Annotated in this window: 23 protein-coding genes and 1 riboswitch; of the genes, 21 read left to right on the top strand and 2 right to left on the bottom strand. The window is 47.2% G+C overall.

Going from position 1 to position 26,021, the window contains the following annotated elements; all coding sequences use genetic code 11:
- Positions 1 to 19 precede the first annotated feature (19 nt).
- Positions 20 to 152, top strand: a riboswitch (ZMP/ZTP riboswitch).
- 81 nt (positions 153 to 233) lie between these two features.
- From HW447_RS02685 to tsf, 11 genes are all read left to right on the top strand, one after another.
- Entirely contained in the window at positions 234 to 947 is a 714-nt protein-coding gene (locus HW447_RS02685) for an IMP cyclohydrolase (RefSeq protein ID WP_176253795.1), read from the top strand.
- A 15-nt stretch (positions 948 to 962) separates the two neighbouring features.
- Positions 963 to 2,141 carry a phosphoribosylaminoimidazolecarboxamide formyltransferase gene (locus HW447_RS02680; RefSeq protein ID WP_176253794.1) on the top strand — a complete coding sequence of 393 codons (1,179 nt, stop codon included), beginning with the start codon at positions 963 to 965 and terminating at the stop codon, positions 2,139 to 2,141.
- A gap of 177 nt (positions 2,142 to 2,318) precedes the next feature.
- On the top strand, positions 2,319 to 4,187 hold the full coding sequence (locus HW447_RS02675; protein WP_330588959.1) for an LTA synthase family protein: 1,869 nt from the start codon (positions 2,319 to 2,321) through the stop codon (positions 4,185 to 4,187).
- 62 nt (positions 4,188 to 4,249) lie between these two features.
- The gene (sigK, locus tag HW447_RS02670) at positions 4,250 to 4,876 is read left to right on the top strand and encodes an RNA polymerase sporulation sigma factor SigK (RefSeq protein ID WP_176253793.1); all 627 of its coding nucleotides are present in this window, start codon (positions 4,250 to 4,252) and stop codon (positions 4,874 to 4,876) included.
- A 291-nt stretch (positions 4,877 to 5,167) separates the two neighbouring features.
- Positions 5,168 to 6,184, top strand: a complete 1,017-nt coding sequence (gene galE / locus HW447_RS02665) for a UDP-glucose 4-epimerase GalE (RefSeq protein WP_176253792.1) — start codon at positions 5,168 to 5,170, stop codon at positions 6,182 to 6,184.
- A gap of 504 nt (positions 6,185 to 6,688) precedes the next feature.
- Positions 6,689 to 8,275 (top strand): YifB family Mg chelatase-like AAA ATPase, encoded by a 1,587-nt coding sequence (locus tag HW447_RS02660; RefSeq protein ID WP_176253791.1) that lies wholly within the window; start codon positions 6,689 to 6,691, stop codon positions 8,273 to 8,275.
- Positions 8,254 to 9,366: a DNA-processing protein DprA gene (dprA, locus tag HW447_RS02655; protein WP_176253790.1), complete on the top strand. Its 1,113-nt coding sequence runs from the start codon at positions 8,254 to 8,256 to the stop codon at positions 9,364 to 9,366. The genes HW447_RS02660 and dprA overlap by 22 nt, the downstream gene beginning before the upstream one ends.
- A gap of 62 nt (positions 9,367 to 9,428) precedes the next feature.
- Complete coding sequence (topA, locus tag HW447_RS02650; RefSeq protein ID WP_176253789.1) at positions 9,429 to 11,534, top strand: type I DNA topoisomerase; 2,106 nt, start codon at positions 9,429 to 9,431, stop codon at positions 11,532 to 11,534.
- 132 nt (positions 11,535 to 11,666) lie between these two features.
- On the top strand, positions 11,667 to 12,455 hold the full coding sequence (gene codY, locus HW447_RS02645; RefSeq protein WP_176253788.1) for a GTP-sensing pleiotropic transcriptional regulator CodY: 789 nt from the start codon (positions 11,667 to 11,669) through the stop codon (positions 12,453 to 12,455).
- A gap of 244 nt (positions 12,456 to 12,699) precedes the next feature.
- Positions 12,700 to 13,452 carry a 30S ribosomal protein S2 gene (gene rpsB / locus HW447_RS02640; protein WP_176253787.1) on the top strand — a complete coding sequence of 251 codons (753 nt, stop codon included), beginning with the start codon at positions 12,700 to 12,702 and terminating at the stop codon, positions 13,450 to 13,452.
- Positions 13,453 to 13,482: 30 nt separating this feature from the next.
- Positions 13,483 to 14,421, top strand: a complete 939-nt coding sequence (gene tsf / locus HW447_RS02635) for a translation elongation factor Ts (protein WP_176253786.1) — start codon at positions 13,483 to 13,485, stop codon at positions 14,419 to 14,421.
- A 354-nt stretch (positions 14,422 to 14,775) separates the two neighbouring features.
- On the opposite strand, the gene HW447_RS02630 is transcribed toward tsf, so the two are convergent.
- A complete protein-coding gene (locus tag HW447_RS02630) occupies positions 14,776 to 15,597 on the bottom strand; it encodes a radical SAM protein (protein ID WP_176253785.1) in 822 nt (273 codons plus the stop codon).
- Between the two features lie 129 nt (positions 15,598 to 15,726).
- Here HW447_RS02630 and HW447_RS02625 point away from each other — a divergent pair, with 129 nt between their 5' ends.
- The 5 genes from HW447_RS02625 (at position 15,727) to ttdB (ending at position 20,557) form a co-directional block, all read left to right on the top strand.
- Entirely contained in the window at positions 15,727 to 16,044 is a 318-nt protein-coding gene (locus tag HW447_RS02625; RefSeq protein WP_176253784.1) for a winged helix-turn-helix transcriptional regulator, read from the top strand.
- Positions 16,045 to 16,090: 46 nt separating this feature from the next.
- Positions 16,091 to 17,230 carry an AraC family transcriptional regulator gene (locus tag HW447_RS02620; RefSeq protein ID WP_176253783.1) on the top strand — a complete coding sequence of 380 codons (1,140 nt, stop codon included), beginning with the start codon at positions 16,091 to 16,093 and terminating at the stop codon, positions 17,228 to 17,230.
- A gap of 371 nt (positions 17,231 to 17,601) precedes the next feature.
- Positions 17,602 to 18,969, top strand: coding sequence for a citrate:proton symporter (locus HW447_RS02615; RefSeq protein ID WP_176253782.1), 1,368 nt, complete (start codon positions 17,602 to 17,604; stop codon positions 18,967 to 18,969).
- Between the two features lie 62 nt (positions 18,970 to 19,031).
- Positions 19,032 to 19,931 (top strand): L(+)-tartrate dehydratase subunit alpha, encoded by a 900-nt coding sequence (ttdA, locus tag HW447_RS02610; protein WP_176253781.1) that lies wholly within the window; start codon positions 19,032 to 19,034, stop codon positions 19,929 to 19,931.
- Positions 19,931 to 20,557, top strand: coding sequence for a L(+)-tartrate dehydratase subunit beta (gene ttdB, locus HW447_RS02605; RefSeq protein ID WP_176253780.1), 627 nt, complete (start codon positions 19,931 to 19,933; stop codon positions 20,555 to 20,557). Before ttdA ends, ttdB begins: the two co-directional genes overlap by 1 nt.
- Positions 20,558 to 20,637: 80 nt before the next feature.
- On the opposite strand, the gene HW447_RS02600 is transcribed toward ttdB, so the two are convergent.
- Positions 20,638 to 21,537 (bottom strand): LysR family transcriptional regulator, encoded by a 900-nt coding sequence (locus HW447_RS02600; RefSeq protein WP_176253779.1) that lies wholly within the window; start codon positions 21,535 to 21,537, stop codon positions 20,638 to 20,640.
- Between the two features lie 190 nt (positions 21,538 to 21,727).
- Here HW447_RS02600 and HW447_RS02595 point away from each other — a divergent pair, with 190 nt between their 5' ends.
- From HW447_RS02595 to HW447_RS02575, 5 genes are read left to right on the top strand one after another with little or no spacing between them, the layout of a single operon-like run.
- The gene (locus HW447_RS02595; protein ID WP_176253778.1) at positions 21,728 to 22,567 is read left to right on the top strand and encodes a sugar phosphate isomerase/epimerase family protein; all 840 of its coding nucleotides are present in this window, start codon (positions 21,728 to 21,730) and stop codon (positions 22,565 to 22,567) included.
- A 29-nt stretch (positions 22,568 to 22,596) separates the two neighbouring features.
- Positions 22,597 to 23,481 carry a shikimate dehydrogenase gene (gene aroE / locus HW447_RS02590; RefSeq protein ID WP_176253777.1) on the top strand — a complete coding sequence of 295 codons (885 nt, stop codon included), beginning with the start codon at positions 22,597 to 22,599 and terminating at the stop codon, positions 23,479 to 23,481.
- Between the two features lie 57 nt (positions 23,482 to 23,538).
- Positions 23,539 to 25,476: an NAD(P)/FAD-dependent oxidoreductase gene (locus HW447_RS02585; RefSeq protein ID WP_176253776.1), complete on the top strand. Its 1,938-nt coding sequence runs from the start codon at positions 23,539 to 23,541 to the stop codon at positions 25,474 to 25,476.
- A gap of 30 nt (positions 25,477 to 25,506) precedes the next feature.
- The gene (locus HW447_RS02580) at positions 25,507 to 25,797 is read left to right on the top strand and encodes a hypothetical protein (protein WP_176253754.1); all 291 of its coding nucleotides are present in this window, start codon (positions 25,507 to 25,509) and stop codon (positions 25,795 to 25,797) included.
- A 20-nt stretch (positions 25,798 to 25,817) separates the two neighbouring features.
- Positions 25,818 to 26,006 carry a GNAT family protein gene (locus HW447_RS02575; protein ID WP_176253775.1) on the top strand — a complete coding sequence of 63 codons (189 nt, stop codon included), beginning with the start codon at positions 25,818 to 25,820 and terminating at the stop codon, positions 26,004 to 26,006.
- Positions 26,007 to 26,021: the final 15 nt, after the last annotated feature.

The raw sequence follows: 26,021 nt of genomic DNA, 5'->3' as shown, positions 1-26,021 counted from the left end.
TATAGTAATAGTAAAAGAAAAGCGAGCGTGTGACTGGCGGATGGTGGAGATAACCACAGGGAGCACGCAGGGACAGGCAGAGCCGGCTGACAGCAGCCAAAGTGTTTTGCCTGACCTTTCGCAGAAAAGAGCCGGCCGCCTGGGCACATATTATGCCGGAGACGCATCCTGTGCGTTTTTGGCCAGAGTGCACCGGGAGGGCCGGCTTTTCACACATAACGGAGGCGAAAGACATGAATGTAAGATCACTGGAACAGGAACTAAAGACCAATGCATATCCGGGACGGGGAATCGTAATCGGAGAGACGCCGGACGGCAGACAGGCAGTGACCGCCTATTTTATCATGGGCAGAAGCGCCAACAGCCGCAACCGCGTATTTGTGGAAGAGGGAGAAGGCATCCGCACACAGGCGTTTGATCCCGCAAAGCTGGAAGATCCCAGCCTGATCATCTATGCACCGGTCCGTGTACTGGGGAATAAGACCATCGTCACAAATGGAGACCAGACTGATACCATTTATGAGGGAATGGATCATCAGATGACCTTTGAACAGTCCCTGCGCAGCCGGGAATTTGAGCCGGATGCGCCCAATTATACTCCCCGGATCTCGGGTATCCTTCATGTGGAAAACGGAAGCTACAGCTATGCCATGTCTATTTTAAAAAGCAATCAGGGGGATCCTTCCTCCTGTCTGCGATTTACCTTTGCTTATCAGACACCTGCAGCGGGAATGGGCCATTTTATCCATACCTATATGCATGACGGAAGCCCCCTCCCCAGCTTTGAGGGTGAACCAAAGGCCGTCAAAATTGATGGCGATATCGACACCTTTACCAATATGCTGTGGAACAGCTTAAACGAGGAGAATAAGGTCTCTCTCTTTGTGCGCTATATGGATATAGCCACCGGCAGGACAGAGACGCGGATCGTAAATAAAAACAGATAAGTCAGGAGAAAAATCATGAAAGAACTGGAATTAAAATACGGATGCAACCCTAACCAGAAGCCCTCCCGGATCTTTATGAATGGGGAAAAGGAGCTTCCCATCACTGTTCTGAGCGGAAAGCCGGGTTATATCAATTTTCTGGACGCCTTAAACGGCTGGCAGCTGGTAAAAGAATTAAAAGAGGCCACCGGTCTTCCCGCGGCTACTTCCTTTAAGCACGTTTCTCCGGCCGGCGCAGCCGTAGGCCTTCCCATGGATGAGGTATTAAAAAAGATTTACTGGGTAGAGGATTTAGGAGAATTGTCTCCTTTAGCCTGTGCCTACGCAAGGGCCAGAGGCGCAGACCGTATGTCCTCTTTCGGCGATTTTATTGCCCTGTCTGACGTATGTGACGTGGATACGGCCCGTCTGATTAAGAGAGAGGTATCTGACGGTGTTCTCGCCCCCGGATATGAGCCGGAGGCGCTGGAGATCTTAAAGTCCAAGAAAAATGGCAATTACAACGTAATCCAGATCGATCCGGACTACGAGCCGGAGGATATTGAGCGCAAACAGGTATTTGGCGTTGTTTTTGAGCAGGGCCGCAACTGCTTAAAAATCGATGAGACCCTTTTAAAAAACATTGTTACAAAGGAAAAGGGACTTCCTGAGGATGCGGCCAGAGATCTTCTGATTTCTCTGATCGTCTTAAAATACACTCAGTCTAACTCAGTCTGCTTTGCAAAAGGCGGCCAGGCCATCGGCATAGGCGCCGGTCAGCAGTCCAGAGTGCACTGTACCCGACTGGCAGGCAGCAAAGCGGACAACTGGTATCTGCGCCAGGCGCCTCAGGTATTAAACCTGCCCTTTATTGACGGCATTCGCCGGGCTGACAGAGACAATGCCATTGACCTTTACATCGGCGAGGACTATATGGATGTGCTGGCAGACGGAAGATGGGAGCACATTTTTAAGGAAAAGCCCCCTGTATTTACAAAAGAGGAGAAGCGGTCATGGCTTGACGGCCTTACCGGCGTAGCCCTGGGTTCCGATGCATTCTTCCCCTTTGGCGACAATATTGACAGAGCACACAAAAGCGGCGTAAAATATGTAGCACAGCCAGGAGGCTCTGTCCGGGACGACCAGGTGATTGAGACCTGCAATCAGTATGGCATGGTGATGGCATTTACAGGGATTCGTCTGTTCCACCATTAGGATGTATTATTTAAAACCAATAGAAATAACGAAACAGATTCCAGAATGATCTATGAGCGGGGCAAATATGGTTTTGCCCCGTTTTCTTTTTTTAACTTGAAAGGTAAGAAAGTTTATGCTAAAATCACACTTTGCGCAAAAGCTTAAAATTACACTTCAAATCTAAGGACATAAAACGTGACAAAAGAAAAAATAAGACAAATATGCTTAAAAACAGCAAAGGCAGCAGGCGGTCTGTGCCTGTTTCTAATGCCGGTACTTTCATATATTCTCTTTGAATATGTGACGGGGAATCTCTGGCAGATTCCCTTTCGCTGGGCTATCCTGAACATAGGGTGGTTCTATGGGCTGTATCTGATTTTGTTCGGCCTTCTGGGCTCCACACGGATTGCGGTTCCCTTATCGTCCCTTATTTTTCTGGCGCTGTCTCTGGCAGAGGCCTTTGTGGTATCTTTCAGAGACCGGCCCATTATGCTCTGGGATGTGCTGGCTCTTCGGACGGCCATGACTGTATCCGGCAACTATGCATTTCATGTATCCGGAGAAATGATCCGGGCTTCCCTTTGCATATTCGCAGCGAATCTGATTGTGTGGTTTGTTCCCGTGCGCCTTAAGGGCAGGAAAAAACGGCTTCTTGGCGCCGGAGGATGTCTGACCGGAGCCGGACTCTACTGCCTTTTGTTTTTTTCTGTTATCATTCCGGGAAAGCAGCTGGGGATCAATATGTGGGCGGTAAATGAAACGTATGAGGAATTTGGCTATGTGCTCTCTACCGCTGTCTCTGCTCAGTATATCGTGAAAAAGCCTCCCACGGGGTACAGCCGTCAAAGACTGGAAAAAATTTACAATCGAATGCAGGAAACCGAGGATGAAGAGGCATCATCGGGTAATGAGACGGCGAACCAGTCCAAAGCAGGAGCTATCCGCCCCGTCAACCTGATCTGCATTATGAATGAGAGCCTTTCCGACCTCCGGGCAGACGGCAGTTTTACCACTAATCAGGAATATTTTCCTTTCATCAGCCGCCTGAGCGAAAATACGGTAAAAGGACAGCTGTGTATGCCTGTTTTCGGTTCCATGACCAGCAATTCGGAGTTTGAATTTCTTACCGGAGATTCCATGGCTCTGCTTCCTGCCAACTCCATTGCATATCAGTTTAATGTAAAACCGAAAGCTTATTCCATGGTCAGCACTGTAAAGGCGCAGGGATACCGAACCGTAGCCATGCATCCCTATCCGGGAGAAAACTGGAACCGCAACGTCTGCTACCAGAACATGGGATTTGATAAATTTCTGGACGGAGATTACTATAAAGGCGCACAGGAGATCCGCAATTATGTAAGCGATCAGGCAGATTTTGAAAAGCTGATTCAGGTGGTAGAGGAGAAAGAGTCTCCTGAGGACAAGCTGTTCTTATTTAACGTGACCATGCAGAATCATGGAGGCTATGAGGGCTCTTATGATAATTTCACTCAGGAAATAGAGCTGACAGGGGACATGGCGGGAAAATACCCAAAGACAGATCAGTATCTTTCTCTGGTAAAGCGTTCGGACGAGGCGTTTGAATATCTGGTGCGCTATTTCAGCCAGTGTGATCAGCCCACCATGATCGTCATGTTTGGAGACCATCAGCCCAGCGTGGAGGATGAATTTTTCGACGAGATCGCCGGAGTTCCCAGCGATCAGGTGCCGGCCGCAGACCGTCTTATGTGGTATGAGACACCCTTTATTATCTGGACCAATTATGATCAGCCTTCTGCCGATATGGGGAAACTGGGAGCCGTTTATCTGTCCTCCTATGTATTAAAGCTTGCAAATCTGGAACTTACGCCATACAATCGTTTTCTGCTTGCACTGTCAGAGCAGTTTCCGGTGCTTCATTTTCTGGGGCTGTATGACAGAGCGGGAGGCTATTACTCCTGGCCGCAGGCGGAGTCTCAGGATTTCCCCTTCCGGGAAATGCTCCTGGACTATGAGGCTCTTGTTTATAATCACAGCCTGGACCGGAAAAAATATGAGCCTGTCTTTACGCTGAAAGAAAAATAGTACGAACACCTGGCAAGCCGCCTCTGCATATGATGAAGTAAGAATATGCAGGGTGGCTTTCTTTGAAAACTTTTCCAAAACCATTATCCCAGATGGAAGAAAAGGAGTGTCTGGAGCGCTGCAAAGGGGGCGACCAGTCTGCCAGGAATATGCTTATAGAGCATAATATGCGTCTGGTAGCCCACGTGGTGAAAAAATATCAGTGCCCTGATTACGAAACAGAGGATCTTCTGTCAGTGGGGACCATTGGCCTTATTAAAGCGGTGAATACATTTAATGCAGACAAGGGCTCGCGCCTTGCCACGTATGCAGCCCGATGTGTAGAGAACGAGATTCTGATGCTTCTGCGGGCAGGAAAAAAATACGCAAGAGAAGTGTCTCTTTTTGAACCCATCGGGGTAGACAAGGACGGGGAAACGGTAAGCCTGATGGATGTGATTGAGATGGAAAATCCGGAAACGATTGACGGCCTGATTTTTGACCAGGATGTAAAAGAACTGTACCATGCCTTTAAGCGCTGTCTGACAGAGCCGGAACAGCAGGTTATTTCTCTGCGTTACGGACTTTTTCGGGGGAAAGAGCATACGCAGAGGGAAATCGCGGCCGGGATGGGGATTTCCAGATCTTATGTAAGTCGGATTGAGAAGCGGGCGCTGGGGAAACTGCGGGCGGAATTTGAACGATTTTAAAGTCTGTTTGCTGAAAATACAAAGAATACAGCAAAAAAGTGTAAATAAATGAAAGAATTATGCATTGCCATGGGAAGATTTTCCGTTTATACTAAGTAAAGTATATTCGGAATCTTCCCTGTATTTTGGAGTCTGAGGAATCCTACCAAGACCAAAGGGCAGGAAGGATGCGAAGATACGCCGTAGGAGAGCGGGATCGGGAGCGCGCAGCTTAGGATTCCGCCGTATCTGCAAACGTGCTGTCCGTAAAGGGGCGTCCTTTTAAACGGAGGCAGGATAGGAGGAAATGACATGGCTGTTTTAGTAACGGGAGGCGCCGGATACATCGGAAGCCATACCTGCGTGGAACTGTTAAATTCAGGCTACCAGGTAGTAGTAGTGGACAATCTGTACAATTCCAGTGAGAAAGCGGTAGAGCGGGTGGAAGAGATTACAGGAAAGAAATTGAAATTTTATAAGGCAGATCTGCTTGACCGGGAGGCGGTAAAACAGATTTTCGATAACGAGTCCATCGATGCAGTGATCCATTTTGCCGGCTTAAAAGCGGTAGGAGAATCGGTGGTAAAGCCTCTGGAGTATTACCATAACAATATCACAGGAACGCTGATCCTTTGCGACGAGATGAGAAATCACGGCGTAAAGAATATTGTATTCAGCTCCTCTGCTACAGTATACGGTGATCCGGCACAGATCCCCATTACAGAGCAGTGCCCAAAGGGGGAGATCACCAATCCTTATGGCCGAACCAAGGGAATGTTAGAGCAGATCTTAACGGATCTTCACACGGCGGATCCGGAGTGGAACGTAATGCTGCTGCGCTATTTTAATCCCATTGGAGCACATGAGAGCGGAAGGATCGGTGAAGATCCCAAGGGAATCCCCAATAATCTGGTGCCTTATATCGCACAGGTAGCCATCGGAAAACTGGATCATCTGAATGTATTCGGAGATGATTACAATACGCCTGACGGCACTGGGGTCAGAGACTACATCCATGTAGTAGACCTTGCAAAGGGCCATGTAAAGGCCATGAAGAAGCTGGAGGCGAAAGAAGGCGTCAGCATCTACAACCTGGGTACAGGGGTGGGATACAGCGTTTTGGATGTGCTCCATGCTTACGAGAAGGCCTGCGGCAAAACCTTAAAATACGAGATTCAGCCCCGTCGGGCCGGAGACATTGCCACCTGCTATTCTGACTGTACAAAGGCAAAGGAAGAGCTGGGCTGGGCAGCAGAGAAGGGAATTGAGGAGATGTGCGCCGATTCCTGGAAATGGCAGTCTATGAACCCTGACGGATATAGGGAATAATTGAATAACCTGCTGTGAAACGCCGGAACCGGCTGCCTGTCTTTTGAAGCCAGGCAGTGGAAACCGGCGTTTTTTGCTGTGCTCACAAAGCCCCGCAGCAATCAGTTTCCAGGTCTTTAAGATGATATATGACCCGTTTTTACCCCAATACACAGGAAATGAACAGAACAGGACGCTGCAGAAATTCCTTGCTATTTTGGCGGTTCTCCTTTATAGTAGAGATATCTGTTTTATTCTTTGGCATAGGCCTTATATCTTTTCGTGAAATGAACGCTTATCTGCATGGCTGATCTGTATTTTCTGCTTTTTCTGCGCCGTTTAGAGGACGGATTCCAATGTGTGATATCCCGATATCAGAAGTGTTTTTGTATTTCTCATGCATCGTATATGGAACATACACATTCATATGGGAGGTGCGCTTTTTAACAGCAGAGTATGCTTGAAACGGTATAAGCCAAAGCTTAGAATCAAGGGAGTATGCTGCTTAAAAAGGAGGGGAATTCTATGTTTACGAAAATCAACAGCGGCGGTATCAGGGGAATAGAAGGCTTTTTTGTGTCCGTGGAGGCAGATGTATCGAACGGTTTGCCTGCCTTCTCCATCTCTGGCCAGCTGGCATCCGAGGTGAGAGAGGCACAGGAACGGGTGCGGACAGCGCTGAAAAATTCAGGCTTTCAGCTTCCGGCAAAAAAAATTACAGTCAATCTGTCACCGGCCGGTGTAAAGAAAGGGGGAACGGCCTTTGATCTTCCCATTGCAGTCGCTGTACTGGGGGCCTTTGGGGTTCTGGATATCCGACAGCTAGAGGACAGCATGATTATAGGGGAACTGGGACTGGATGGAACCGTAAAGCCGGTAACGGGTATTCTGGTTCAAACAGCCGCCGCCAGAGACCGCGGGTTAAAAAGATGTTTCCTGCCGGAGGAAAATCGGACAGAAGGAATACTGGCAGAGGGAATAGAAGTCATAGGCGTCCGTTCCCTGGCCCAGATGGCAGAGCTCTTAAACGGGAGAAAAGTGGGAGTATTTGGCGAAACAGGATGGACAGAGAACGAAGCATCAAAAAAAGTGTTGACACAATTTCGTGAAAATATGCTGGTGCCGGATAAGGCGTATGATGTGGATTTTAAAGAAATAAATGGTCAGGGCGTTCTGCGCAGGGCAGCTGAGGTTGCGGCTGCCGGGATGCACGGCCTTTTAATGTGCGGAAGCGCGGGAACAGGAAAATCCATGGTGGCAGCGCGGATTCCCTCGATACTTCCAGGGCTTACCTGGCAGGAAAATATTGAGATTTCCAAGGTATACAGCGTCTGCGGTCAGCTTCCTTACAGCCATCCCGTGCTTTCTAAGCGGCCTTTCCGCAGCCCTCATCATACCATCTCTCCTCAGGGGCTTACAGGAGGAGGGCGGTTTCCAAAGCCGGGGGAACTTTCTCTGGCTTCCGGAGGCGTTCTTTTTTTAGATGAACTGCCCCATTTCAGCAGGGGAGCCATTGAGGCTTTGCGCCAGCCTTTAGAAAACCGCAGGGTCGTTGTAAGCCGAGCGGAATACAGCTGTGAGTTTCCCGCAGATTTTCTTATTGTAGGGGCGATGAATCCCTGCCCCTGCGGCTTTTTTCCAGACAGGAACCGATGCAGATGCACAGAAACGCAGATACGGGGATATCTAAGACGGCTTTCCCGCCCTATACTGGAACGATTTGATATCTGTGTGGAGGCAGCGCCGGTTTCATTTCATGAGCTGGAGGGAAGAAATTTGAAAAATGAGTCTTCGGCTGTGATCCGAAACCGTGTGGAACGGGCTGTAAAAATCCAGAAAAAACGGTTTGAAGGCACAGATATCCGGTTTAACAGCCATATGGGCTCAGGGGAATTAAACCGGTACTGCAGGCTGGGAGAAAAGGAACGGGATTTTGCGCAAAAAGTTTATGAGGCAAGAGGCTTAAGCGCCAGAAGCTACCATAAGGCCCTGAAAACAGCCAGAACGATTGCAGATCTGGAGGAAGAACCACAGATTAAGAGGGGGCATCTGGCAGAAGCATTTGGATACCGTATACTGGAGGAACGATTATGGGGACAGGAGAAGAACTAGAAAAGCTGTTTTTGCACTGGCTGTGCAGGCTGGAAGGACTGGGGCCGGTGACGGTGCAGAGGATCGGGGCTTTTGCAGGAGGATTTAGAAACGCATATTATATAGAAGGAATGGAACTGAAAAAAGCGGGAATCTTAAAACGGGAGGAAAGCTGCCATAGGTTTGATGCCTGGAAAAAAGAATTTCATTCCATGGAAGAGGCGTATTACCGCCTGGCAGACCAGGGGATCCGTTTTATTACTCCGCTGGACCAGGAATATCCGAACCGGCTCCTTCATATGTATGACTATCCAATGGGGCTTTATGTAAAAGGAATGCTGCCCCAAGAGAAGCATCCGGCAGCTGCCGTCATAGGAGCCAGAGACTGCTCTGCCTATGGCCGCCTGACGGCAGAACATATGGCAAAGGAGCTGGCGCGGGCAGGAGTGGATATTATCAGCGGCCTTGCCCTGGGGATTGACGGCGCGGGACATAAGGGTGCCTTAGACGGCGGAGGAAAAACCTTTGCCGTTTTGGGCTGCGGCGTGGATCTGTGCTATCCGCGGTCAAACTACAGTCTCTATGCAAGGATTCCCGATCAGGGAGGACTGCTTTCAGAATATCCGCCGAAAACCACGCCGCTGCCCAAAAATTTTCCTATAAGAAACCGCATTATCAGCGGACTTTCTGATGTGATTCTTGTAATGGAGGCCAGGAAAAAAAGCGGTTCCCTGATTACAGCTCAGGCGGGACTGGATCAGGGAAAGGAAATCTATGCGCTTCCCGGACGGATTACAGATGCCCTGAGCGAGGGCTGCAACCAGCTGATTGCGTCAGGAGCGTTTGTTCTGCTTTCACCATCCTGCGTACTTGAAAATATGGGGATTTTCTGTGAAAAGAGGGAGAATCTGGGGGAAAAAAATCAGAAGGGACTTGCAAAGCGGGAAAAAATGGTGTATAGTTGCTTGGATTCCGAACCGCTCCATTTGGAGGAGATCGCAAAACGGGCAGGCCTTTCGGTCAGCCAGTCTATGGATGCGCTCCTGACACTGGAGCTGGGCGGCTATGCGGTACGGACAACGGGTCTGTACTATGTCAGGGGGATCCTGTGACAGGGGATCTGCGGGGAAACTGACAGGAATAATCTGGAACATAAAATAAGGAGTTTTACACCATGGCGAATCATCTGGTAATCGTGGAGTCACCTGCAAAAGTAAAGACTATAAAAAAGTTTCTGGGAAGCAGCTACGAGGTAGACGCTTCGGGCGGTCATGTAAGAGATCTTCCCAAAAGCCAGCTTGGCTTTGATCCTGAGCATGATTATGAGCCGAAATATATCACAATCCGCGGCAAGGGGGATGTTCTTGCAAAGCTTCGCAAAGAAGTAAAGAAGGCAGATAAGATCTATCTTGCAACGGACCCTGACCGTGAGGGGGAAGCTATCTCATGGCACCTGATGAAGGCACTGAAACTGGATGAACTGAAAAACAAAGACGTTTACCGCATCAGTTTCAACGAAATCACAAAGAATGCGGTAAAGGCATCCCTAAAGTCCCCCAGGGCGCTGGATCTGAATCTGGTCAATGCCCAGCAGACCCGCCGTATGCTGGACCGTATGGTAGGGTACCGCATCAGCCCTCTTTTGTGGGCAAAGGTAAAGAGGGGGCTGAGCGCCGGCCGCGTGCAGTCTGTAGCCCTGCGCATGATCTGTGACCGCGAGGATGAGATCAATGCATTTATTCCGGAGGAATACTGGAACCTGGATGCTTCGTTTAAACTGGCCGGTATGAAAAAAAACCTTACGGCCCGGTATTACGGCGCTGTGAGCCAGAAAGAAGAGAAGGCAAAGACTAAGACGGTGATCCGCAGCAAGGCGGAACTGGATCAGATTATGAAGGATCTGGAGGGAGTATCCTATGCAGTGGATGAAGTAAAAAGGGGAGAGCGCATTAAAAAAGCGCCTATTCCATTTACCACCAGCACCATGCAGCAGGAAGCTTCCAAGGCCCTCAATTTTTCTACGCAAAAGACAATGCGGCTGGCGCAGCAGCTGTACGAAGGTGTGGAAGTTAAGGGGCATGGAACGATTGGCCTGATCACCTATCTGCGTACCGATTCGACCCGTGTGGCGGAGGAGGCAGACGCCGCTGCAAGGGCCTTTGTAAAGGAACATTACGGCGAGAATTACATGGCTGCGGGAGATCCGGTAAAGAAAAATAACGGGAAAATTCAGGACGCCCACGAAGCTATTCGCCCGACGGATGTAACACTGACTCCGGTCATGGTTAAAGAAGCCCTTCCAAGGGATCTGTTCCGCCTTTATCAGCTGATCTGGAAGCGTTTTACAGCCAGCCGTATGGCTCCGGCCGTATATGAAACCACATCTGTGAAGATCCGGGGCGGAAACCAGCTTTTTACCGCAGCTGCTTCCCGTTTATCTTTTGACGGCTTTATGTCCGTATATGTGGATGCGGATGACGAAGAGGAAAAAAGCCAGACCTTAGGCGCCATGGAAAAGGGAACCGCCCTTGCCCTTGAGGGGCTGGAGCCCAGCCAGCACTTTACGCAGCCTCCGGCCCATTATACAGAGGCTTCTCTGGTAAAGGCGCTGGAAGAGCAGGGGATCGGCCGTCCCAGTACCTATGCGCCTACCATCACCACTATTATTGCCAGGAGGTACGTGGCAAAGGAGAACAAAAATCTCTACGTGACGGAACTGGGGGAGGTAGTAAACAGGATCATGAAACAGTCCTTCCCAAGCATCGTGGATTTAAGCTTTACCGCCAATATGGAATCCCTTCTTGATAAGGTGGCCGACGGTACGGTATCCTGGAAAACTGTGGTAAGCAATTTCTATCCGGATTTGGATGAGGCTGTGAAGATCGCGGAGAAGGAACTGGAGTCGGTTAAGATAGAAGATGAGGTTACAGATGAGATCTGTGAACTCTGCGGGCGGAATATGGTGATCAAGTATGGCCCCCACGGGAAGTTTCTGGCCTGCCCAGGTTTCCCGGAATGTAAGAATACGAAGCCTTATCTGGAAAAGATCGGCGTTCCCTGTCCAAGGTGCGGCAAAGAGGTGGTACGCAAGAAAACAAAAAAAGGCCGTCTTTATTACGGCTGCGAGGCCAATCCAGACTGCGATTTCATGTCCTGGCAGAAACCGTCTACCCTTAAGTGCCCCAAATGCGGCTCTTATATGGTGGAAAAGGGCAGTAAGCTGCTCTGTGCAGACGAGACCTGCGGTTATCGGATGGACCGGCCGGAAAACGAGAAGTAGAAAAATGACAAATATCTTAAAATAATCGAAAACTTCAAAAAACTCTTGTTATTGCTTTGAAATTGTGCTAAAATTTGATTATTAGTAAAGCTTTTTATAAAGCATACCTTTGAGATAAGGAGGGTTTCGATTATGAGCGTTCAATTGTTGGACAAAACAAGAAAAATCAACAAGCTATTGCATAACAACAATTCCCATAAGGTTGTTTTTAATGACATATGCAAGGTTTTGAGTGAGATTTTGTTATCCAATATCCTTGTTATCAGCAGAAAGGGCAAGGTGCTCGGCGTAAGCATCTGGCCGGGAGTGGATGAGATTGAAGAACTGATCGAGGATCAGGTGGGCGGCTATGTGGATAAGATGTTGAATGAACGTCTCCTCAGCGTTTTATCTACCAAGGAGAACGTTAACCTTGCCACACTTGGTTTCGCGGAGGAGAACGTAAAGAAGTACCAGGCTATTATCACTCCCATTGATATTGCGGGAGAGCGTCTGGGAACACTGTTTATCTATAAATCTGACAGCCAGTATGATATTGACGATATCATTCTCAGCGAATACGGCACCACAGTGGTGGGCCTTGAGATGATGCGTTCCGTCAACGAGGAGAATGCTGAGGAGACCAGAAAAGTCCAGATTGTAAAATCTGCGATCAGCACGCTCTCTTTTTCGGAGTTGGAGGCGATTATTCATATTTTTGAGGAACTCAATGGAAATGAGGGGATCCTTGTGGCCAGCAAAATCGCTGACCGTGTGGGAATCACCCGTTCTGTTATTGTAAACGCTCTGCGTAAGTTTGAAAGCGCCGGCGTCATTGAATCCCGTTCCTCCGGTATGAAGGGAACCTACATTAAGGTTCTCAATGACGTAGTATTTGACGAACTGAAAACCATAAAGGTTTCCAATGCAAATTTAAAGTAGTTTCAGAGCGTCTTTATATTAAAAGGCAAAGGGATAAGCGTCAGGGAAAAGGCAGATTGCAAAAAATACTTGCAACCTGTCTTTTTTTATGATATATTTGTAAGGCTGACAAAAAACACGTCTGTGGATTCTACGGAAAGGTGCCTGTACATAAAACAGGTCTTCCGGGAAGCAAAAGAAGCAGGCGGACGATGCGGGGCCCATGCTCAGCGGCCCGGCTAAAAACCAAATGGAGGTAAAGAACATGAGCGTAATTTCTATGAAGCAGTTACTGGAAGCTGGTGTACACTTCGGTCACCAGACAAGAAGATGGAACCCCAAGATGGCTCCATACATCTACACCGAGAGAAATGGTATCTACATTATCGACTTACAGAAGTCTGTAGGCAAGGTAGATGAGGCTTACAAGGCTGTATCTGATATCGCAGCTGAGGGCGGCACCATCCTGTTCGTTGGTACTAAGAAGCAGGCTCAGGAGGCTATCAAGGCTGAGGCAGAGCGCTGCGGTATGTACTATGTAAATGAGAGATGGTTAGGCGGTATGCTGACTAACTTCAAGACCATCCAGAGCCGTATTGCAAGACTGAAAGAGATTGAGGCTATGTCTCAGGACGGTACCTTTGATGTTCTTCCTAAGAAAGAAGTAATCGAGTTAAAGAAGGAATGGGACAAGTTAGAGAAGAACCTGGGCGGCATCAAAGATATGAAGAAGCTCCCGGATGCAATCTTTGTAGTAGATCCCAAGAAGGAGCACATCTGTATTCAGGAGGCTCATACACTGGGAATCACTCTGTTAGGTATTGTTGATACAAACTGCGATCCTGAAGAGTTGGATTATGTAATCCCCGGCAATGACGATGCGATCAGAGCCGTTAAGCTGATCGTTTCCAAGATGGCTGACGCTGTGATCGAGGCAAAGCAGGGCGAAGTTTTAGAGGGCGCAATGGAGATCGAAGTACCTGTAGACGCATTTGAAGCAGAGGGTGCAGAGGCGTAATTAAAACTTTTAAAATTGGAGGATGACAAAATGGCAGTAACCGCAGGAATGGTAAAAGAGTTAAGAGAAATGACCGGTGCCGGAATGATGGACTGCAAGAAAGCTCTTGCAGCTACAGACGGCGATATGGAAAAGGCTGTTGAGTTCTTAAGAGAAAAGGGACTTGCAGGCGCAGCTAAAAAGGCCGGCCGTATTGCAGCTGAGGGTATCGTAGATACATTACTGACTGCTGATGAGAAAACAGCAGTGGTAGTAGAGGTTAATGCTGAGACTGACTTCGTTGCAAAGAATGCTACATTCCAGGCATACGTTGCAGACGTAGCAGCGCAGGCTCTGGCTTCTTCCGCAGCTGACATGGACAGCTTTATGGCTGAGAAGTGGGCTAAGGATGAGACCCTGACTGTTAAGGAAGCTTTATCCTCCCAGATTTCTATCATCGGCGAGAACATGAACATCCGCCGTTTTGAGAAGCTTACAGAGGAGAACGGTTTCGTAGCATCCTACATCCATGCAGGCGGAAAAATCGGCGTTCTGGTTGACGTTGAGACCAACGTTGTAAATGACGCGATCAAAGAGATGGCAAGAAACGTGGCTATGCAGGCAGCTGCCTTAAAGCCTCAGTTCACCAGCAGAGATGAAGTTGATGAGGCTTTCATTGAGCATGAGAAGTCCATCCTGATGGCTCAGATCCAGAACGATCCCAAGGAAGCTTCCAAGCCTGAGAAGGTAATCGAGGGAATGATCCAGGGACGTATCAACAAAGAGTTAAAGGAGTTCTGTCTTTTAGATCAGGTTTATGTAAAGGCTGAAGATGGAAAGCAAAGCGTAGCTCAGTACGTTGCAGCTGTGGCAAAGGCGAATAACGCTGATGTTAAGATCAAAAAGTTCGTTCGTTTCGAGACAGGTGAAGGCCTTGAGAAGAAGGAAGAGAACTTTGCTGAGGAAGTTGCAAAGCAGATGGGACAGTAATCCCGAATTTTACAGAGACATTAAAAACGCTGGAATCATGCGGTTTCCAGCGTTTTTTGCGTATTCTGGCTGTTAAAACGGATTGAAGAAAATGAATGATTTTACCGGAAAAATTGGTAAAACAGCTCATATCCATTCCGAAAAGATCATTTAGAATGATAGAAGATTGTTTAGGGATTTACGCAGACTCTGGGATACTCTCTTTTTCAAGTCTGCAATGTCTGCACAGCCATTCTTATACAATATTTCGTTCATATTTAGGCAGCATTTTCATGGATTTTAGTTCAGCAATCACACGGTCTAAATTCGATAATAGGCGTTCCTTATCGTTTGGTAACAAACCAACGACCGGAATCATGGATGAAATATGCTGGCTTGAAAAAATGTGTTAATTTTTATATGATCGATCAATACTCTCATTTCTTCTATCCGTTCTAATTCCGAAGCTTCCGTGAATGTGCCATGTGCAAAGGCGTTTCCCAACTCCGTATCAGGGAAGATAGTGAGTGAAGATGAGCCGATCATATATGGATGAATCTGGTTAAAGAATTCGGCGCTTTCGACAGCATTTTTAACACCGTTTCCTGAACCGGCCAATCCAGTGATATACTGTATCGAATAACGAATAGAAGTATTTTCTAATCTATGTAACTGCTCAAGTGCATCTTGCAGAGTATGTCCCTTTTTTATCCATGCTAAAATATCAGGGCTTCCAGTTTCCGTTCCTACATAAAGATCATTGTAGCCGAGAGCAGCTAACTCTTTCAGTTCCTCTAAAGTTTTTCTTCTGATATCGTTTACGGTTGTAAAAGCGGTAATTACTTTAGTGGAAGGAATATATTCATGAATCCATAACGCAATCTGCTTTAAATCTTTAAAACTCATGGCAAAAGCGTCCCCGCTGAGCAAAAACCCCCTTTCATTATGTTTTGTTCCGGCAGAGCTTAAAACATAATTTGTTGTTGCGTCCAGATAACGTGGAGTTTGCATGAAGGTGGCAAATCGCCCTGCTTCTACAATATCTTGCCGGATCTGCTCCATTGGAGCGATCCGAAAACAGGTTTCTTTGTAAGCGCTGCAGAAGGTACATTTATTATGGGAACATCCAGCAGTAGCTTCAATTAAAATAGAATATCCTTCGCATGGGGGTCTCATGATTGGTTCTGTATAGTGCATAAATCTTACCTCTCTTGTGTTTTGGGATTTTTCTTGTATAATTATATTACAGCAATTTCAATTAACAAGTACGCAATTATTTTTAACTTGGTTAAAAATAATTAACCATACGGAAGAAGGAAAAATAAAATGAAGGATTGTTCAGTAGAATATGCGCTGGATCTCTTAACCGGAAAATGGCAGATGCATATTTTATGGTGTTTATGCCAGGCAGAAATAATACGTTTTAATGAATTAAAAAGAAAACTTCCCGGTATTTCCAATAATGCGCTTGCTAAAAGTTTACGGGAATTGGAAGAAAATAATATAGTGTTAAGGATCCAATATAATGAAGTTCCTCCCAGAGTTGAATATTCTTTAACAGATTTAGGAAAATCGTTAAAACCTATCCTTATTTTGCTTTCAAAATGGGGAACAGATGTTATAAACAGTAAAATGCCGAAATGATATCCTGTAAAGGGGCAATGATCTGCAGTATCGGCGCTGATTTGGTATGGATTCCCAAATACACGCGATTTTGTGGGTTATCATGATGAAAGGTGTGAGAAAAGCCATGGAGCAGCTTCATTACAATTACAGCAGAAAGAATATAAACATTGAGACGGATCAGTCTGTTTACCGCATCGGCTCCTATCATTACAACTGGCATCAGGATCTGGAATTTCTGCTTGTGCTGAAGGGAGAAATCGAGGTATGCTCAGAGAACGTAAACCGGATCCTTCAGGAGGACGACCTGATTCTGATCAATTCAAACAGCGGTCACGCAACATTTTCAAGGGAGTCGGGGAGCATCGCCATGGTGCTTCATGTAAATCCGGCGTTTTTAAAGGATTATTATGAGGATGCAGAGTATCTTCATTTCCAGCTTTGCTCAGATCCTGCAACGAGACAGGGTGAGATATTCCGGTTGATGCGGAAAAATCTGGCGGATATGATGTTTGGCGCCAGAGGGGAAAATTCGCAGCAGAAGCTGCTGTTTGACCATTCTTTTTATAATCTTATGTATCTGCTTATCTCGGAATTTCCGCCGAAAAGGATTCAGTCGGCGGCATTTCATCTCAGCCAGAAAAAATTGGATGCAATTGATAGGATGATTCGGTATATCAATAGAAATTACTGCAGAAGAATTGGACTGGATATGCTTGCAAAGGAGAGCGGATATAATCCCAGCTATGTTTCTCAGCTTTTTAAAACATATCTGGGGATTAATTTTTATGACTACCTGACAAGAATCCGTCTCAGAGAGGCAACGCGCGCACTGAGCCGGAGCGATGCAAAGATTCTTGATATTGCCATGGAACATGGCTTTGCGGATTTAAAATCATTCAATGCAGCCTTTAAAGAAAGCTTCCATAAATCTCCGACCGAATATCGCCGCCAACTCAGTGCGGATCATGCGCTCAGTGACCTGGAGTTTAAAAAAACTTTTATTTCAGCAGATGATCCTTATGTGTGCAGAAAGCTGGAACAGTACCGGGAAAAAAAGGAAAGAGAATCCTGCGGGAGCCACATGGGTCCTGCCTGTGATGCAGCCAGGGAGCATATCCTCCGGCTGCATCAGCTTGCGGGGGCATTTATATCTGAAGCGGATAAGCTCAGCCGGGAAATTGATTCATGGGAGACGGAGAGATGAAAACGCTGTGATACGATGGGGATAAAAATAAAAATGCAGGAAACCTTCTAATCTAAAAAATCACCACATTCCATTTTTTTAGGAGCCAAAACAGCATAAGAGATGAGAAAAAAGTTCAGGAGCCGGAAATCCCTGAACTTTTTTCTTTGAAAGAACCGGTTCATTTTTTAATGTATTTTTCCCTGTGCAATACCATATGGCGTACTGACAGTGCAAAATCTGTGGGAAAGAGATAGAGAAACGGATAGTGATATTTTTGGTGAAATGGTAATATTTAACCATCAAGGGCAAGGAAAATCAAAACAAAACGACAGGATTAAAATGCTTGCCTGAATCAATGAGAGATAAAATGTACAAAGGGGGAAATATGTATGTTAACTGTACTTGCGCTGGCGATGATTACCGCGTTCATTGTTCTGCTCTCAGCTAAAAAACTGTCTGTATTCACGGCACTGACTCTGATTCCGTTTGTGTTCGGTATTGTGGCTGTTGCGGTAATGGGAAGCAATATCCTGGAGCTTGCCGGATGGATTCAGGAGGGCATCTTTTTTAAACTGAATACGGAGACGGGAAAAATTTCATGGGGAGTTATTTCACCGGCTATCACAATTTTATTTTCCATTCTGTATTTTGATATTATGCTTGGTGTGGGACTGTTCGATCCGGTAGCTGAATTTTTTATCAAAAAGGCAAAGGGCGACCCGCTGAAGGTTCTGCTGTCCACCGTTATGGTATCCAGTGTGGTGGCATTTAACGGAGACACTACCACTACAATCATCATCTGTATTTCGGCGTTTATCAGTCTGTATAAGCAGATGAATCTGAAACTCAGTTATCTGGCTGTTACAATTGTTGCACCCATTGGCATCTGGAATATGCTTCCGTGGGGCGGTCCGACGATCGCTTCTGCGACGGCTCAGGGAATCGAGATCAATGAATTGTTCCGTGAGCTTCTCCCTGGCCTTCTGGCGGCTCAGGCAGCTGTGATCCTTTTAGCTATGCGTCTGGGATTTAAGGAGCGCAGACGTCTTGGATACACCGGCAAAAAGAACGCAGATGTATCAGAGGAACACATTCAGAAGATGCTGAATGCAATACGCGAAAAAGATCCTGATCTCAAACGTCCCGGGCTTTTTATTTTTAATCTGGTTCTTACCCTGGCAGCTTTGGCGCTTTTGATTCAGGGTGAAATCCATGGATCCATTATTTTTATGATGAGCTCGGCAATCGCACTGATTGTTAACTACAGGAAAGCAGATCTGTGTTCCGGCCGGCTGGAAGATCTGGCAGCAGATGTTCTTCCTACGGCGATTGTAACCATGGGTGCAGGCGTTTTCTCCGGCGTACTTACGGGAAGCGGGATGGCAGCAGCGCTTGCTGACAGCATTGCGGCCATGATTCCCACCTCTTTAAGCAGCCATATGGCTCCGGTTTACTCCATCATAGCGGCTCCGGCCATTTGTTTTCTGCCTCAGGATGCCTTTTATTTTGGGATTGCCTCAGTGATGAAGGACGTCATGGGATCCTTTGGAATTACGCCGCTTCAGGCAGCCGTCGCATCAATGGCAGGACAGTCGTTTCGTCTGGTCAGTCCGGTGATTCCGGCGCTTTATATGCTGTGCGGAGAGACGAAACTGAATTTTGTAGAGTTCCAGAAAGAGTATATGAAAAACTATGGATGGATCATCATTCTTATATACCTTGCAGTATTCGGACTGACCGGAGCGCTCCCTTATTAGGAGACGAACCGGAACGTCCTGATTCTGATAGAAAAAACGTAACGATTCAGGAGGTTGAACAAATGAACAGGAAGGAACAGGCAGATCAGCTTACCCGCTATATGGCAAATTTTGTAAGCCATATTGGAAAAAAACTGCCGGATGATATTACGGCTAAGCTGGATGAGCTGGCGGAAAAAGAGGACAGTCCTCTGTCCAAAGTTATTTACAGCACCATGAAAAAAAATCAGGAACTGGCAGTGCGTTTGAACCGTCCCAGCTGTCAGGATACAGGAGTGCTTCAGTTTTGGGTAAAGTGCGGAACGCAATTTCCGCTGATAGATGAACTGGAAGCCCTGTTGAAAGAAGCGGTTGTGACTGCCACAAAAGAAGCTCCGCTGCGTCACAACAGCGTTGAAACTTTTGATGAGTATAACACAGGAAAGAACGTGGGAAAGGGAACTCCGACTGTGTTCTGGGATATTGTTCCCAACAGCGATGCCTGTGAGATCTATGCTTATATGGCTGGCGGAGGCTGCACACTTCCAGGAAAAGCAATGGTTCTGATGCCGGGGGCCGGATACGAGGGAGTGACAAAATTTGTGCTGGATGTGATGACATCCTATGGCCTGAATGCCTGCCCGCCTCTTTTAGTAGGCGTAGGCGTTGCGACTTCCATCGAAACAGCAGCCCTTTTGTCAAAAAAGGCGCTGATGAGGCCCCTTGGCAGCCACAATGAGAATGAGCGCGCAGCTTCCATGGAAAAACTTCTGGAGGATGGAATCAACAAAATAGGACTTGGCCCGCAGGGAATGGGCGGAAAATATTCGGTGATGGGAGTTCATATTGAAAATGCGGCAAGACATCCGTCCGTTATCGGCGTTGCAGTGAATGTGGGATGCTGGTCTCATCGCCGCGGCCATATTATCTTTGATAAAGATCTGAACTATGTGATTACAACACATTCGGGGGTGACATTATAATGGTAGAGATGAGAGATGGAAAGAAAGTTTTGATTACGCCAATCTGTGCAAAGGATCTGGAGGATATACATATTGGAGATATCATATACTTAGACGGCAGCATGACAACTTGCCGCGATGTAGCGCACAGGCGTCTTGTGGAGGGGCACAGAGAATTGCCGGTGGATGTCCGCGATGCGGCAATCTTTCATGCCGGCCCAATTGTCCGCCCGCTGGAAAATGATAAATTTGAGATGGTTTCAGTAGGACCGACGACCAGTATGAGAATGGAAAAGTTTGAGAAGGAGTTTGTGGAACTGACCGGAGTGAAAGTGATTATCGGAAAAGGGGGGATGGGACCGAATACAGAGTATGCCTGCAAAAATTATAAGGCGATTCACTGTGTGTTTCCGGCGGGAAATGCAGTGGTTGCGGCAGTGGAAGTGGAAGAAATCATCCGGGCGGAGTGGAGAGACCTTGGAATGCCGGAAACACTTTGGAACTGCCGCGTGAAGGAATTTGGCCCACTGATTGTATCCATCGATACTCAGGGGCGCAATCTCTTTGAAGAAAACAAGGTAGTCTTTAATGAGAGGAAAGAAGCTGTTTACGAAGAAATCTGCAGACACGTAAGCTATATTAAGTAAAAAAGCAGGCGGTATGTATCTGAAAATGGGTCATACCGCCTTTATTGTGCCTTTGAGGGTATGGTTTAAGCCAATACTCCTTATATCGTTTCTGACCACTGGAGAGTTTTTCCGTCAAGGACGAACTGACGGAAGCGGCGCACACAGGGCGGCATAAATATGCGGTCGTCATTTACCATAAAGAGATCCCGCGTATAGGAGGGAGATCTGATTTGTAAAATCTTGAGATCCAGTTTTAATAATAAGTCCATATAGGGAACGACCGCAGCTCCAAATCCCTGCGCAACCAGTCCTGCGATCACCTGATCTTCTTCTGTTTCGTAAGCAATTTGCGGAATTATGCCGATCTGCGCAAACATCTTATCTACCACAGACCGTATGCCGGAACTTTTTTCAAAAAAAACCTGGGGATAAGGGGCTGTTTCCGCCAAATCAATGGCATTGCGCAGGGCAAGCGGATGATCTCTGGGAACGATTAAAACAAGATGCTGCTTTTGTACCCGTACTGCGGTGAATTTTAATTGAGCCGGGGGCTGAGAACAAAATACTAAATCAAATTTCCTGGCGGCCAGTCCATCCAGCAGCGTTTGAGTCACTCCTGTATGAAAGGTAAACTGCACATCTAAATCAGGATTTTCTTTCAGAAACCCTGCAGCCAGGCGGGGAATAAACTCAATCCCCAGTGTTCGCAGCAATCCCAACCGGATCATTCCCTCTCCGCGGGCACTTCGCTGAAGGGATTCGATTCCCGCGTCCAGTGCAGACAATGTATGTTCCGCGCAGGCTAAAAACTCCTCTCCATACCGAGTCAGCGTTGTGTTGCGTCCGTTTTTTTCAAAAAGAGGAAGCCCAAGCTCCTTTTCCATTTGAGTAATTGCGTGGCTTAAGCTTGGCTGTGTAATACATAGCTGTTCGGCTGCCTTTGTATAATGCTGTACATGGGCCAGTGTAACAAAATAACGTAAATAAAACAGGTTCATCCCGGCATCCTCCTTCTTACAGAAATATTATAGGATAAATCATAGATAATATCTATAATTTTATTAAAAATATTTATTTGCTATTTATCACGCACAACGCTAAACTGGATTTACCGTCAGACATGACGATTGGCTGTCCCGTCTGTTCCGGGCCGGAAGGGAAAACAGAAAAATACAGGAGGAATGTGCAATGTCACAAAAATGTCCAATTACCATCAGTTCATGGACGCTGGGAGATCAGTGCTCTTTTGAAGAGCGTGTTTCTGCCGCAAAAGCTGCCGGTTTTGAAGGGATCGGTCTGCGGGCGGAAAACTATGCAGACGCCTTAAATGAGGGAATGTCTGATACGGATATGCTTGAAATTCTGAAAAAATATGATATGCGCGTCACAGAGGTAGAATATATCGTCCAGTGGGCGGAACGCAGGCGCTCCTATGAACAGATGTATAAAGAGCAGATCTGTTTTCATATGTGTGACTTGTTTGGAGTAAAACATATTAACTGCGGACTTATGGAAAATTATTCCATAGAATATACCGCACAGAAACTGGAGGAACTGTGCCGGAGAGCAGGGCAGTACATAATTGCCATAGAGCCTATGCCGTACAGCGGCCTGCCAAATATAGAGAAAGCCTGGGCGGTTATTTTAGCAGCTGGCTGCCGCAATACCGGACTGATATTAGATTCCTGGCATTGGATCCGTTCCGGATATTCTTACGCTCCGGATATTCTTAAGGAAATTCCGGCTGATAAAATCATTGCCATTCAGCTGAATGATGTCCGTCCGCAACCCTATGCCGGCAGCGTCCTGCGTGATGAATCCATGCATGACCGTATGATGCCGGGAACAGGGGCGGGAAATACGGCTGGTTTTCTGAACATGATTCGTAAAAAAGGCGCTGTTCCCGCCGTTGTGGCCGTTGAGGTGATCAGCGATGAAATCCTCTCACATGGGATTATATCCGCGGCGAGGGAAAACTACGATTCCGTCGTGAGCCTCTTAAAATCTGACTGGCCGGAACTGATATAAAACAACACAGAGCAAGGAGGAAAGATAAGATGGAACATAACATTTCAGGACGCACCCAGCTTTACTGCCTGATCGGTTCTCCGATCGGCCATTCCGGTTCTCCGGCCATATATAATTACAGCTTTGACAGGGCGGGTATCGATGCTGTTTATCTTGCCTTTGATGTACCTTTGGATAAACTGGAGGAAGGGATCGCGGCGATTAAGGCGTTTCATGTGAAGGGATTTAATGTCACAATGCCGGATAAGACTGCGGTTATGAAGTATTTAGATGAAATCACACCGGCTGCAGAACGGATCGGAGCCTGCAATACAGTAAAGGTGACAGATGAGGGAAAACTGATCGGCTATAATACGGACGGTATTGGTTTTACCGACAATCTCCGCGCTCATGGCGTAAAACTTCAGGGAAAAAAGGCAGTTCTGCTTGGTACGGGCGGTGCAGCTACTGCCATTTGTGTCCAGGCAGCCATGGAGGGCATTTCAAAGATCGTCATTTTCAATCGGATGGACGAATTTTATGAAAACGGGAGACAGATCGTAAAGAGGCTGACAGATTCGGAGTTAAACTGCAGCGTATCTATATGTGATATAGAGGATGACAGGGTATTCTCTGAAGCTGTTCGTGAGAGCGATATCCTCATTAACGCAACAAAGGTAGGAATGAAGCCTATGGATGGCATATCCCTGGTGGATCCTTCATTGCTCCGCCCGGATCTGGTTGTGGCCGATACAATCTATAATCCGCTGGAAACCCGTTTGGTGTCAGATGCAAAGGCAGCGGGATGCAGGACTGTAATCGGAGGAACTGGAATGCTGCTGCGGCAGGGGGCTGCCGCATTTAAGCTGTTCACCGGACAGGAGATGCCATGGAGAGAATTACAGGAGCAATTTTTTTCTGACAGAGGGGAGTAAAAAGGATGGGCTGTTCGCCTGAAGAAATCCTTTCTGGAGAAAGGGGATACAGAGATTATGAAATTTTCAATTATGTTTAAACCCATTCAGATCGGCAGTGTGACCGTTCCTAACCGTTTTGTGGTGCCTCCGATGGGGAACAATCTTGCCAATCCGGACGGAACCCTCAGCGACCGTTCTCTTGCCTACTATACAGCACGCGCAAAGGGTGGTTTTGGACTGATAACCATTGAGTCTACCGTGGTTTACTATCAGGCAAAGGGCGGACCGCACAAGCCATGCCTTTTTTCAGATTATACCATCGCCAGTTTTCGGCAGGTGGCGGAGAACTGCCACAGATATGGAGCGAAAGTTTCGATTCAGCTTCAGCACGCAGGCCCGGAGGGAAATTCCCGGCTTACCGGATATCCTCTGAAAGCAGCCAGTTCCATCCCGGTTTCCTGCGGCAGGGAAATACCGGAAGCCATTTCCACGGAAGAACTTTACCATGTGATCGAGTGCTATGGAGACGCAGCCAGAAGAGCCCAGCAGGCAGGGATTGATATGGTGGAGGTGCATTGTGCTCATGGTTATCTGGTAAGTACATTTATTTCCGAACGGACAAACCATCGCACGGATGAATTTGGAGGCTGCTTTGAAAACAGAATGCGTCTGCCGCGTCTGATCATCGAAAATATCCGGCGCAAAACTGGAGGAAGTATCCCGGTTCTCTGCCGAATCAATGCCTGTGATGAAGTGGAGGGCGGTCAGAGCGTTCAGGATGCGGCAGCCGCAGCCGCCTATCTGGAGCAGGAATGTGGCGTGGATGCACTTCATGTTACGCGTTCGGTTCATCTGCATGATGAATTTATGTGGGCACCCGGTATGACACACGGAGGCTTTAACGGGGATCTGACCAGTGAAATCAAGCGCGCTGTTTCTGTTCCTGTGATCACAGTGGGAAGATTTACAGAACCGCAATATGCGGAACTGCTTGTAAAACAGGGCCGTGCCGATCTGGTTGCGTTTGGGAGACAAAGCATTGCTGATCCGGAACTTCCCAATAAGGCCAGGTCAGGAAAGCTGGAGGAATTGATGCCGTGTATAGGCTGTCTGCTTGGGTGTGTTCCAAATATGTTTGCTGGAAAGCCGATTACCTGTGCCCTGAATCCCTGTGTAGGAAGAGAAGGGGAATGGCAACCCGCCGCAGTAAAAAAGAGGGTTGCAGTGGTAGGCGGCGGTCCCGCCGGCCTGTATGCTGCCTGGGCGTGCGCAGTGTTCGGCCATTCGGTTACCTTATTTGAAAAGGACAGCGAACTTGGCGGAAGTTTTCGCATTGCTGCATATCCGACAGGAAAAGGACAGATTTCCGCTGCTGTCCGCGCTATGATCGTGCGCTGTGAAAAAGCCGGTGTAAAAGTACGCCTTAATACGGAGGCTGCCTTGGAATCCATCCGTTCCCTTGCGCCGGATGCAGTTATTCTGGCTACAGGCTCTCTGCCGCTGCTGCCGTCGATTCCCGGTTTATCAGATTGCGGTTATATAACTGCACAGGATATGCTTGCAGGAAAAGGTGCTGTTGGAAAAAAGGTGATTGTTGCAGGGGGAGGAATGATCGGATGTGAGACGGCAGAATATCTGGCAGAACGCGGCCATCATGTCGCTGTTGCAGAAATGAAATCTACGATTGCAGCGGAGATTGCTCCGGAGAATCGGAGATATATGTTTGAAAGATTTGAACGAAATCATGTTTTTCTGTATCCAGATGCAAGGATAACCCGGTTTTATCCTGATGGCATTGAGTATATGGCCAAAGATGGTTCTCTGCGTTCTGTAAGAGGGTATGACAATATTGTACTGGCCATGGGAACGCGTTCTAATAATCCGCTAAGTGAAGCTGTGTCTGAATTTGCGCCGCAGGTTTTCGTGATTGGGGAAGCCAGGCATTCTCCGGGAAATGCAGTTACTGTAACAGCGGACGCTTTAAAAACGGCGCTTTCTATTGGATCACTGTAAAAAGACTGAATGTGTCAGGGTATGTCACAAATGTGGTATACCCTTTTTATAAATGAAATAATGTTCTGGATGCAGCGAATCATCCTATTATCTGATGGCGGTTATGCAGAAAAAAGCTGGAGAGAGATGATTCCGTCTGGTATTGCGTCTGATAAAGAAGCGCAGAAGAACTCTCTGGCATGGATCAGGGAACAGAGCCTTGATGAAAACTGTATAGAGTCGTTAGCAAATCATGATCCGAATGCAAATCCGTCGCTGACAGCGGTAAATCCATGGATTTTACAGGGAAGGTATGGTAAAACCACAGGATATAAAACCTGAATGAAAAAAAGAGAATGGAAATGATACGGACGATGCCCAGCAATGAGATCGGCGCGATCGCCGCCATTTGGCTGGGCACCAATCTTAAAGCCCATAATTTTATCCCTCCCCTGTATTGGAAGGATCATTATGGAAGGGGGAAGGGGATGCTGGCAGAGGCTGAGCTGAAGCGTATACGCAAAGAATACCAGGGCCTTTGTGTTTTATGAGAGAACGCAGTTTAC

The sequence above is a fragment of the Enterocloster alcoholdehydrogenati genome, assembly GCF_013282095.1.
Taxonomy (GTDB): Bacteria; Bacillota; Clostridia; order Lachnospirales; family Lachnospiraceae; genus Enterocloster; species Enterocloster alcoholdehydrogenati.
This window is presented reverse-complemented; position numbering and strand designations above follow the sequence as displayed.

Coding starts and splice junctions, on each gene's coding strand:
- HW447_RS02685 (WP_176253795.1), top strand. CDS start 234: ATGAATGTAAGATCACTGGAACAGGAACTAAAGACCAATGCATATCCG.
- topA (WP_176253789.1), top strand. CDS start 9,429: ATGGCGAATCATCTGGTAATCGTGGAGTCACCTGCAAAAGTAAAGACT.
- codY (WP_176253788.1), top strand. CDS start 11,667: ATGAGCGTTCAATTGTTGGACAAAACAAGAAAAATCAACAAGCTATTG.
- HW447_RS02595 (WP_176253778.1), top strand. CDS start 21,728: ATGTCACAAAAATGTCCAATTACCATCAGTTCATGGACGCTGGGAGAT.
- dprA (WP_176253790.1), top strand. CDS start 8,254: ATGGGGACAGGAGAAGAACTAGAAAAGCTGTTTTTGCACTGGCTGTGC.
- HW447_RS02600 (WP_176253779.1), bottom strand. CDS start 21,537: ATGAACCTGTTTTATTTACGTTATTTTGTTACACTGGCCCATGTACAG.
- HW447_RS02680 (WP_176253794.1), top strand. CDS start 963: ATGAAAGAACTGGAATTAAAATACGGATGCAACCCTAACCAGAAGCCC.
- tsf (WP_176253786.1), top strand. CDS start 13,483: ATGGCAGTAACCGCAGGAATGGTAAAAGAGTTAAGAGAAATGACCGGT.
- rpsB (WP_176253787.1), top strand. CDS start 12,700: ATGAGCGTAATTTCTATGAAGCAGTTACTGGAAGCTGGTGTACACTTC.
- HW447_RS02585 (WP_176253776.1), top strand. CDS start 23,539: ATGAAATTTTCAATTATGTTTAAACCCATTCAGATCGGCAGTGTGACC.
- HW447_RS02625 (WP_176253784.1), top strand. CDS start 15,727: ATGAAGGATTGTTCAGTAGAATATGCGCTGGATCTCTTAACCGGAAAA.
- HW447_RS02660 (WP_176253791.1), top strand. CDS start 6,689: ATGTTTACGAAAATCAACAGCGGCGGTATCAGGGGAATAGAAGGCTTT.
- ttdA (WP_176253781.1), top strand. CDS start 19,032: ATGAACAGGAAGGAACAGGCAGATCAGCTTACCCGCTATATGGCAAAT.
- HW447_RS02620 (WP_176253783.1), top strand. CDS start 16,091: ATGGATTCCCAAATACACGCGATTTTGTGGGTTATCATGATGAAAGGT.
- aroE (WP_176253777.1), top strand. CDS start 22,597: ATGGAACATAACATTTCAGGACGCACCCAGCTTTACTGCCTGATCGGT.
- HW447_RS02575 (WP_176253775.1), top strand. CDS start 25,818: ATGATACGGACGATGCCCAGCAATGAGATCGGCGCGATCGCCGCCATT.
- HW447_RS02615 (WP_176253782.1), top strand. CDS start 17,602: ATGTTAACTGTACTTGCGCTGGCGATGATTACCGCGTTCATTGTTCTG.
- ttdB (WP_176253780.1), top strand. CDS start 19,931: ATGGTAGAGATGAGAGATGGAAAGAAAGTTTTGATTACGCCAATCTGT.
- HW447_RS02580 (WP_176253754.1), top strand. CDS start 25,507: ATGTGGTATACCCTTTTTATAAATGAAATAATGTTCTGGATGCAGCGA.
- HW447_RS02630 (WP_176253785.1), bottom strand. CDS start 15,597: ATGCACTATACAGAACCAATCATGAGACCCCCATGCGAAGGATATTCT.
- galE (WP_176253792.1), top strand. CDS start 5,168: ATGGCTGTTTTAGTAACGGGAGGCGCCGGATACATCGGAAGCCATACC.